Raw genomic sequence first — 9627 nt, forward strand, 5'->3', positions numbered from 1 at the left:
GGGAGTGTCAAGACTTCGTCCTGACATAAGGACTTAAGGACTTTGTCGCGTGGGGTGCGTGGGGTGGCGTGGGGTGCATGCGGGGCGTGGGGCTGGTGGCGGCATCCCTGGGTCGTGGGGCTGGCGGTGGCACCCCTGGCGTGTGGGGAACCGCTTGCTGCGGTCTCGCTTTGGGGTTCGTTCATCGTTCTCCTGACGTCAGTATGTAAGGACAAATTGTTGACAGGGTCTGGCTCTCCCCGTTAGACCTTTCCTCGGAGCCGAACCCGCCGAACCCGCCGCGCCGGGTGACCCGAAGGGGCGCACATGACCCAGCCGTACGACCTGATCACCATGGGCCGCATCGGAGTCGACATCTACCCGCTTCAGACCGGTGTGCCGCTGGCCCAGGTCGAGACGTTCGGGAAGTTCCTCGGCGGCTCCGCCACCAATGTCGCGGTGGCCGCCGCGCGGCTCGGGCGGCGCAGTGCGGTCATCAGCCGCACCGGCCGCGACCCGTTCGGTGATTACGTCCACCAGGCGCTGCGTGACTTCGGGGTGGACGACCGCTGGGTGACCTCCGTCGACGCCTATCCGACGCCGGTCACCTTCTGCGAGATCTTTCCGCCGGACGACTTCCCGCTCTACTTCTACCGCCGGCCGAAGGCCCCTGACCTGGTCATCCGGCCCGAGGAGCTCGACCAGGACGCCATCGCGGCGGCCCGGATCTTCTGGATCACCGGCACGGGGCTCTGCGAGGAGCCCAGTCGCAGCGCCACCCTTGCCGCGCTGGAGGCTCGCGCCAAGGTGGGCCCCACCGTCTTCGACCTCGACTGGCGGCCGATGTTCTGGGGCGGTGAGGGCGGCGCCTCCGGGGACGGCGGGGTGACCGGGGCCGCGGCGATGGCCACCGCCCGCCCGTATTACGAAGCGGCGCTGCGGCATGTGACCGTGGCGGTCGGCAATGTCGATGAGGCCGAGGTCGCCACCGGGCTGCGCGAGCCCAAGGAGTGCGCCCAGGCGCTGCTGGACATGGGCGTCGAACTCGCCGTCATCAAACAGGGCCCCAAGGGTGTGCTCGCCGTCCACCGCGACGGCCGCACCGCCGAGGTCCCGCCCACCCCCGTCGAGGTCGTCAACGGTCTGGGCGCCGGCGACTCCTTCGGCGGGGCGCTGTGTCACGGGCTGCTCGCCGGCTGGGAGCTGGCGCCGATGATGCGCTACGCCAACGCCGCGGGCGCCATCGTCGCCTCCCGCCTCGCCTGCTCCTCCGCGATGCCGACGGCCGACGAGGTCGACGCGTTCCTGGCCGGCCGTTGACCCCCGCGCCCGGCCCCCGCCCCAACGCCCGCCCCAACACCCCCTCCAACCCCCGCCCCGCCCCGCCCGCGGTCGGCCGCGCCCCCTCCACCTGTGTACTCAAGAAGGTGAGTTGAGCCTTGACTCCTCGGATCAGTGACCTCGCGATGCTGCGGGCCCGGCATCCTGAAGCTGTCGCGGAGGCCGCCGCCCGTCGTGCCCGTCGGCCGCTGCTCGGCGACAGCGGGCGGCTGATGATCGTCGCCGCTGATCACCCGGCCCGTGGCGCGCTGGCCGTCGGTGACCGGCAGCTCGCCATGGCCAACCGCTTCGACCTGCTCGAACGTCTGATTCTGGCGCTGTCGCGGCCCGGTGTGGACGGGGTGCTGGCCACCGCCGACATACTGGAGGACCTGCTGCTGATCGGCGCCCTCGACGGCAAGGTCGTGATGGGCTCCATGAACCGCGGCGGGCTGGCCGGTGCCTCCTTCGAGATGGACGACCGGTTCACCGGCCACCGCCCCGAGGACCTCGCCCGGCTCCGCTTCGACGCCGGCAAACTGCTGCTGCGCATCGACTACCGCGACCCCGGCTCGCTGACCACCCTGGAGGCCACCGCCCGCGCCATCGACGCGATGGCCGAGCGGCAGCTGCCCGTCTTCGTCGAGCCGTTCCTCTCCTCCCGGGCGGACGGCGCGGTCCGCAACGATCTGAGCCCCGAAGCCGTCACCCGCTCCGTGGCCATCGCCTCCGGACTCGGCGGCACCTCCGCCTACACCTGGCTCAAACTGCCGGTCACCGACGACCCCGACGCCATGGCCCGGGTCTGCGAGACCACCACCCTGCCGACCGTGCTGCTCGGCGGCGACATCGGCAGCACCGTCCAGGACCAGGAAGCCGCCTACGAGAAGTGGCGCAAGGCGCTGCGGCTGCCGACGGTGCAGGGCCTGGTCGTCGGCCGCTCCCTGCTCTACCCCGCCGACGGGGATGTCGCGGCCGCCGTGGACACCGCCGTCGGCCTGCTGTGAACGCCGCGTATTCCGCAGGAGACTCGACATATGAGCACTGAATTCCATCTGGGGGCCGGAGCCGCGGCAGCGGGCCCGTACGCCCTGGACATCGACCCGGAGCGGGCCGGCTGGGGCTACTCCTCGCTGCGCGTCCTGGAGCTGCCGCCCGGTGCCCACCACTCCTTCGCCACCGGCGACAGCGAATGGATCGTGCTGCCGCTGTCCGGCGGCTGCACGGTGCGGACCGACGACGGCGAGACCTTCGAACTGACCGGCCGGGAGAGCGTGTTCAGCGGGGTCACGGACTTCGCCTACGTACCGCGCGACGCACACGTCCGGATCGAGACCGGGGCCGGCGGCCGCTTCGCGCTCACCGGCGCCCGCTGCGAGCACCGCCTGCCGGCCCGCTACGGCCCCGCGTCCGGCGTCCCCGTGGAGCTGCGCGGCACCGGCAACTGCTCCCGCCAGGTCAACAACTTCGGCGCCGCTGGCACCTTCGAGTGCGACCGGCTGATCGCGGTGGAGGTGCTCACCCCGGGCGGCAACTGGTCCTCGTACCCGCCGCACAAGCACGACGAGTGCCGCCCCGGCGAGGAGTCCGAGCTGGAGGAGATCTACTACTTCGAGATCGAGTCCGCGCACGGCACGGACGGGGTCGGCTACCAGCGGGTGAGCCCTTCGGGGCGCGGCCGCGGCACGGATGTGCTGGCCGAGGTCCGCAGCGGGGACGCCGTCCTGATCCCCGACGGCTGGCACGGGCCGTCCATCGCCGCGCCCGGCCACGCCATGTACTACCTGAACGTGATGGCCGGTCCGGGGGCCACGCGTGAGTGGCTGATCTGCGATCACCCGGATCACGGCTGGATCCGTTCCACCTGGCCGGAGCAGCCGGTCGACGCCCGTCTCCCTCTCTACGAAGCGCCCGCAGGAGCCGCCCGATGAACGCCCCGACGACGCGCCGGCTCACGGTCGCGCAGGCCCTGGTCGAGTTCCTCGCCCACCAGTACACCGAGCGGGACGGCCGCCGGCACCGTCTGATCAATGCCTGCTGGGGCATCTTCGGCCACGGCAATGTCGCCGGTCTCGGCCAGGCACTGCTGGAGTCCGGTGCCGCGTCCCACCAGGGGGCGACCCCCGGGCCCCCGGCGCTGCCGTACCTCCAGGGCCGCAACGAGCAGGCCATGGTGCATGCCGCGGTCGGCTACGCCCGGCAGTGCGACCGGCTCTCCGCCCAGGCCGTCACCACCTCCATCGGCCCCGGCGCCACCAACCTCGTCACCGGCGCCGCGCTCGCCACCGTCAACCGTCTCCCGGTCCTGCTGCTGCCCGGCGACACCTTCGCGACCCGGCCGGCCGACCCGGTTCTCCAGCAGCTGGAGGTCCCGCAGGCGGGGGACGTGTCGGTCAATGACGCGCTGCGCCCGGTCTCCCGCTACTTCGACCGGGTCACCCGGCCCGAGGCGCTGATCCCCGCCGCCCTCCAGGCGATGCGGGTGCTCGCCGACCCCGTCGACACCGGTGCGGTGACCCTCGCGCTGCCGCAGGACGTGCAGGCCGAGGCGTACGACTGGCCGGCGGAGTTCTTCGCCGACCGGGTCTGGCGGGTCAGCCGGCCGCTCCCCGACGCCGATGCCCTGGCGGATGCCGTGCGCGCGATCCGTGGCGCCCGCCGGCCGCTGCTGATCGCGGGCGGCGGGGTGCACCACTCCGAGGCCGAGGACGCGCTGTGCGCCTTCGCCGACGCCACCGGCATCCCGGTCGCGTCCACCCAGGCCGGCAAGGGCTCGCTGCGCCACGACCACCCCGCCGACATCGGCGGTATCGGCCACACCGGCACCGCCACCGCCGACGCCCTCGCCCGCGAGGCGGATCTGGTCATCGGTGTCGGCACCCGGTACACCGACTTCACCACCGCCTCCGCGACCCTGTTCGCCGCGCCCGGGGTGCGCTTCCTGAACCTCAACATCGCGCCCTTCGACGCCCACAAGCTCGGCGCCGCCTCGCTCGTCGCCGACGCCCGCGCCGGACTCGAAGCGCTCACCAAGGAGCTGTCCGGGCACCGCGTCGATGCGGCGTACGAGGCCGGCTACGGGGCGGCGAAGGCGGACTGGGAGCGCCGGGTGGACGCGGCGTTCGGGGCCGCGGACCCGTCCGTACGGCCGTCCCAGACGCAGGTCCTCGGGGCGCTGGACGCCCTCGTCGACGACACCGACATCATCCTGAACGCGGCCGGGTCCCTCCCCGGTGACCTGCACAAACTCTGGCGCGCCCGGTCCCGCAGGCAGTACCACCTGGAGTACGGCTACTCCTGCATGGGCTATGAGATCCCCGCCGCGATCGGGGTGCGGATGGCCGCGCCGGACCGGCCGGTGTGGGCGCTGGTCGGCGACGGTACGTATCTGATGAACCCCACCGAAATCGTCACCGCGGTCCAGGAGGGCATCCACATCAACCTCGTCCTCATCCAGAACCATGGCTACGCCTCGATCGGCGGGCTCTCGCAGGCGACCGGCGGCGAGCGCTTCGGCACCGACTACCGCTTCCGCGCCGCGGACGGCACCTACACCGGCGCGCCGCTGCCCGTCGATCTCGCGGCCAACGCCGCCTCGCTCGGTATGCGGGTGCTGCGGGCGGCCACGGTCGGTGAGCTGCGTGCCGCGCTCGCCGAGGCGCGTGGCGCGAACCGGCCCACATGTGTCTACGTCGAGACCGAAACGGCCGACACTGTGCCGGGCGCGCCGGAGGCCCAAGCCTGGTGGGATGTTCCTGTTGCCGAGACCGCGACACGTCCGGCGGCGGTGGCCGCCCGCGAGGCGTACGACCGGCACGCCGCCGGGCGCCGCCGCCACCTCTGACCCCAGCCCGAAGCCGTCAGCCCAGAAAGGCCCCCAGCATGAAGACCATCAGCCACTGGATCGGCGGGAAGCCCGTCGAGGGCGTCTCCGGCAACTTCGGCCCGGTCTACAACCCGGCCACCGGAGCCCAGGAGAAGCAGGTCGCCTTCGCCTCGGTGGACGAGGTCGACGCGGCCGTCCGCGCGGCCAAGGAAGCCTTCCGGACCTGGGGCAGCAGCTCCCTGGCCAAGCGCACCTCGGTGCTGTTCAAGTACCGCGAGCTGCTCGACGCGCACCGCGAGGAGATCGCGCAGCTGATCACCGCCGAGCACGGCAAGGTGCACTCCGACGCGCTCGGCGAGGTCGCCCGCGGTCTGGAGATCGTGGAGCTGGCCTGCGGCATCCCGGAGAAGCTCAAGGGCGAGCTGTCCACCCAGGTCTCCACCCGGGTCGACGTGGCGGCGATCCGCCAGTCGCTCGGTGTGGTCGCCGGCATCACGCCGTTCAACTTCCCGGCGATGGTGCCGATGTGGATGTTCCCGCTCGCCATCGCCTGCGGTAACACCTTCGTCCTCAAGCCGAGCGAGAAGGTACCCAGCGCCGCGTTCAAGCTCGCCGAGCTGGCCGCCGAGGCGGGGCTGCCCGACGGTGTGCTCAATGTCGTCAACGGCGACAAGGTGGCGGTCGACGCCATCCTGGAGCACCCGGACATCGCCGCGGTGTCGTTCGTCGGCTCCACCCCCATCGCCCGCTACATCCACACCACCGGCACCGCCAACGGCAAGCGGGTGCAGGCGCTGGGCGGCGCCAAGAACCACATGCTGGTCCTGCCGGACGCCGACCTCGACCTGGCCGCGGACTCCGCGATCAACGCCGCGTACGGCTCGGCCGGTGAGCGCTGCATGGCGATCTCCGTCGTCGTGGCCGTCGGCGACACCGCCGACCCGCTGATCGGCAAGATCAAGGAGCGCGCCGACAAGCTGCGGATCGGCCCCGGCGACGACCCGGCCTCCGAGATGGGCCCGCTGATCACCAAGGTGCACCGCGACAAGGTCGCCTCGTACGTCGAGGGCGCCGCGGCCCAGGGCGCCGATGTCGTCATCGACGGCAGCGGCTACACCGTCGAGGGCTACGAGGACGGGCACTGGATGGGTGTCTCCCTCCTGGACAACGTCACGCCCGAGATGGACGCCTACCGCGACGAGATCTTCGGCCCGGTGCTGTCCGTGGTCCGCGTCGAGACCTACGACGAGGCCATCGCGCTGATGAACAACTCGCCGTGGGGCAACGGCACCGCGATCTTCACCCGGGACGGCGGCGCGGCCCGCCGCTTCCAGATGGAGGTCGAGGCCGGCATGGTCGGCGTGAACGTGCCGATCCCGGTGCCGGTCGGCTACCACTCCTTCGGTGGCTGGAAGGACTCGCTCTTCGGCGACCACCACATCTACGGCAACGACGGCGTGCACTTCTACACCCGCGGCAAGGTCGTCACCACCCGCTGGCCGGACCCGTCCGACGGCGGCATCAACCTGGGCTTCCCCAGCAACCACTGAGGACGCCCTGACGGACCCCCGGCCGGACCCCCGCCGGCCGGGGGTCCGGCACGTCCGGCCGCCGAGGTCTCCCCGTCGGTCGTGGCCGGCCTGTGAAGACCCCAGGTCCAGGGGAGACCGCGGTCCGGGGCGTTGCTACCGTGCTTCCTCGCGTAGCACGGACACAACGGGGGATGACATGCCTCAATCCATGGCGCTCGCCAAGGGCGCCCGTATCACCGGCGGCATCTTCTGCCTGCTGTTCTTCCTCTTCATCGCCACCTGGATGGTGGTCGACCTCAGTGAGTTCGGCCTCGACGGGGTCTGGGAGTCCTGGACGTTCCAGAGCTCCGGCGGCGTCAACCAGGTCACGAACCCGTTCCATTTCGGACTGGCCCTGGTCCAGTTGGCGGCGGCGTTCACGGCGTTCGCGGGACAGCGGGTGGCCGGCGGGCTGCTGGCCGTCGCCACCACCCTCACCTTCGGCACCGTGCTCCAGGCCCTCGTCAGCGTCGGCAACCACACCAGCGACGACCGTTGGTTCCGGCACGCCGAAACGGCCACCGACACCTTCGACGGCGTCTTCCTCAGCAGCCTGGGGCTGTTCCCGCTGACCCTCGTCGCGGGCATCGTGCTGCTCGCCGGGATGCGTTCCTGGCCGCGCCCCACCCCCAGCGACCCGCCGATGCGCCCGGCCAGGACGGCCGGTGTGGTGGCCGGTCTGCTGCTCGGCGCGATGGTGCTGCTCAACCTGGTCTTTCAGGGCTACCTGCTGGTCGAGGGCGGCACCGAACACTTCGACCTGTTCTACCTCGGCAAGGGGGTTCTCGGCGCGCTGCTGGGCCTGTCCTCCGGCTGGTCCGCCCTGCTCTTCCTCGCGCTGATCGGGCCGGCCGCGCTCAACAGCCTGCTGCGCGGCGCCGCGGCCCGCGGGCTGGCCATCGGGCTGGCGATGGTGTTGCTGCCCGGCGCCCTGCTGTCGGTGATCGGGATGGCCGGCAACGGCACCCTGTTCGACCTGTCCGGCCCCGCGCCGGGCATGAGCGTCATCAGCCACCTCCAGCTGGCGCTGGACCTGTTCGGCTCGGTGGCCCTGCTGTTCCTGATGGGCCGTGGCGAGCCGGTCGCCCCCGCCTGGTACCCGCCGGCCCAGGCCCCGCAGTTCGCCGCCCCGGGCTTCGTCCCGCCGCCCGGCCCGCAGGCCCCGCCGGCCTGGCAGCCGCCCGCCGGACCGGTGCCCCCGGTCAGCGGCCCGCCGATGCCGCCGGCCGGCGCCCCGCCGATGCCGCCCGGCACTCCGCCGCCCCCGCAGGGCGGGTTCGGGCCGCCGCAGTACTGACCGCCGCGAACTGACCGGGGCGGCCGCGGAAAACAACTGGGGGCGGCGGCCCGCCGGTTGATACGGTGCGGCGGCGCGCGCCCGAGCGCGATCACTGCCGGACGAGGGAGGTTGATGAATATGGCCCGCCAGACGCCTCATCAGCATGCCCTTGTCCGGGCCGCCGCCTGAGCGGGACGCCTGAGCGCCCGATGCCCCGAGCGCGGCCCGGTCGTCGACGAACGACCAGGAGTGACGCGTGTCTTCCTTTCTTTCCTCTGGCTCTTCTGACTCCTTTGATTTCCCGGACTCCCCGGACTTCTCTGATTCCCCGGGTTCCCCGGACGCCCCGGACTCCCGGGATTCCGCCTTCTCGATGAACGGCGCGGAACTGCGCACCGCGCGGCTGCTGCTGCGGCCCTGGACCGACGGTGAGCTCGCCGCCGTGCTCGACGGGACACCGCGGCCGCACTGGGCGGCGGACTTCCCCGCCGACGGCGACCGGGTCATCGCCGGTTTCACCGCCGGGAACCGCGACGCCCGCGGGGTGTACGGCCAGCGGCAGATCCTCGAACGGGACGGCGGCCGGGTCGTCGGCGCCATCGGGCTGTTCTGGCCGCCGCGCGACGGGGCGCTGGAGTTCGGCTACGGCATCGTGCCGTCCCGGCGGGGCCGCGGCTATGCCACCGAGGCGGCCCGCGCCATGGTGGCGTTCGCGCGGACGGCACCGGGCGTGCACACGGTCCGCGCGGACGTGGAGCTGTCGAACCCGGCGTCCGGCCGGGTCCTGGAGAAGGCCGGGCTGGTGCGCTGGAGCAGCGATGACCGGCTCGCGCGCTACCGGCTGACGGTGCCGGAACCGGCCGCCGGCTAGTCCCCGTACGACACGCTGCCGGGGCTCGTCCTACGGGTTCGTCCTACGGCCCCGGCAGCGTGCCCGGTGCGGAAAGGGCAGGTGGCGGCGGGGCCGCGGGGCCGGGAGGTGAACCGTTGTTTACTGCCGGTTTATGACCTCTTTGTGCAGGATGGCACGTGCCTGCCAACTGTCCTGTGCCTTATGGCATCTGAGGAGGGATCAGTCATGCGTTTACCTCTTGCCCCGATGTCGGTCGCGGTGCCCGTTTCGTCGGCTCCCCGGAGCTGAGCGCCTTGGCACCCACGTCCCAGGCACCCACGTCCCAGGCACCCGCTTCCCGCGTCCCCGCGCCGCCGGCCCTGCCGCCGGCGCCCCCCGCGGATCCCGGGCCGCGCCGCCGCCCGCCGCCGTGGCTGCGGCCCACCATCCGGATACGGCTGACGCTGCTGTACGGCGGTATGTTCCTGGTGGCCGGTGTCGTCCTGCTCACGCTCATCTACATCCTGACGGCCAAGGCCCTCAGGGAGGGCACCCCGGAGTTCCGGATTTTCGGCACCGACGTCCGGGTGGGCAATGTCAGTTGTCCCGGTCTGCCGTCGCTCGGCACGGTCGGCGAGATCAACGCGGCGATCAGCGACTGCCTCCACGACCAGCGTGCCGGGGCGCTGCACCGCTTCCTCAACCACTCGCTGACCGCTCTGGTGGGCCTGACGGTGGTGGCGTTCGCTTTTGGTTATGCGATGGCGGGGCGGGTGTTGTCGCCGTTGGGGCGGATCACGCGGACGGCGCAGCGGGTGGC

General features: G+C 72.1%; 7 protein-coding genes and 1 pseudogene. All 8 read left to right on the forward strand.

Annotated features, from left to right (window positions below):
• The first annotated feature begins 306 nt into the window (after positions 1–306).
• The gene (gene iolC / locus ACFWJW_RS33995; protein ID WP_387248433.1) at positions 307–1299 is read left to right on the forward strand and encodes a 5-dehydro-2-deoxygluconokinase; all 993 of its coding nucleotides are present in this window, start codon (positions 307–309) and stop codon (positions 1297–1299) included.
• 119 nt (positions 1300–1418) lie between these two features.
• Positions 1419–2306, forward strand: a complete 888-nt coding sequence (locus ACFWJW_RS34000; protein ID WP_387248436.1) for a deoxyribose-phosphate aldolase — start codon at positions 1419–1421, stop codon at positions 2304–2306.
• Positions 2307–2336: 30 nt separating this feature from the next.
• A complete protein-coding gene (gene iolB, locus ACFWJW_RS34005; RefSeq protein ID WP_387248439.1) occupies positions 2337–3230 on the forward strand; it encodes a 5-deoxy-glucuronate isomerase in 894 nt (297 codons plus the stop codon).
• Positions 3227–5143, forward strand: a complete 1917-nt coding sequence (gene iolD / locus ACFWJW_RS34010; RefSeq protein WP_387248442.1) for a 3D-(3,5/4)-trihydroxycyclohexane-1,2-dione acylhydrolase (decyclizing) — start codon at positions 3227–3229, stop codon at positions 5141–5143. Before iolB ends, iolD begins: the two co-directional genes overlap by 4 nt.
• Positions 5144–5181: 38 nt before the next feature.
• Positions 5182–6675, forward strand: a complete 1494-nt coding sequence (locus ACFWJW_RS34015; protein WP_387248444.1) for a CoA-acylating methylmalonate-semialdehyde dehydrogenase — start codon at positions 5182–5184, stop codon at positions 6673–6675.
• 178 nt (positions 6676–6853) lie between these two features.
• Positions 6854–7993 carry a hypothetical protein gene (locus ACFWJW_RS34020; protein WP_387248446.1) on the forward strand — a complete coding sequence of 380 codons (1140 nt, stop codon included), beginning with the start codon at positions 6854–6856 and terminating at the stop codon, positions 7991–7993.
• Positions 7994–8348: 355 nt separating this feature from the next.
• Entirely contained in the window at positions 8349–8846 is a 498-nt protein-coding gene (locus tag ACFWJW_RS34025; protein ID WP_387248448.1) for a GNAT family N-acetyltransferase, read from the forward strand.
• Between the two features lie 275 nt (positions 8847–9121).
• Positions 9122–9627, forward strand: a pseudogene (locus ACFWJW_RS34030) (two-component sensor histidine kinase); the annotation flags it as partial.

The sequence above is a fragment of the Streptomyces sp. NPDC127097 genome, from assembly GCF_042724075.1.
In the GTDB taxonomy this organism is placed as follows: Bacteria; Actinomycetota; Actinomycetes; order Streptomycetales; family Streptomycetaceae; genus Streptomyces.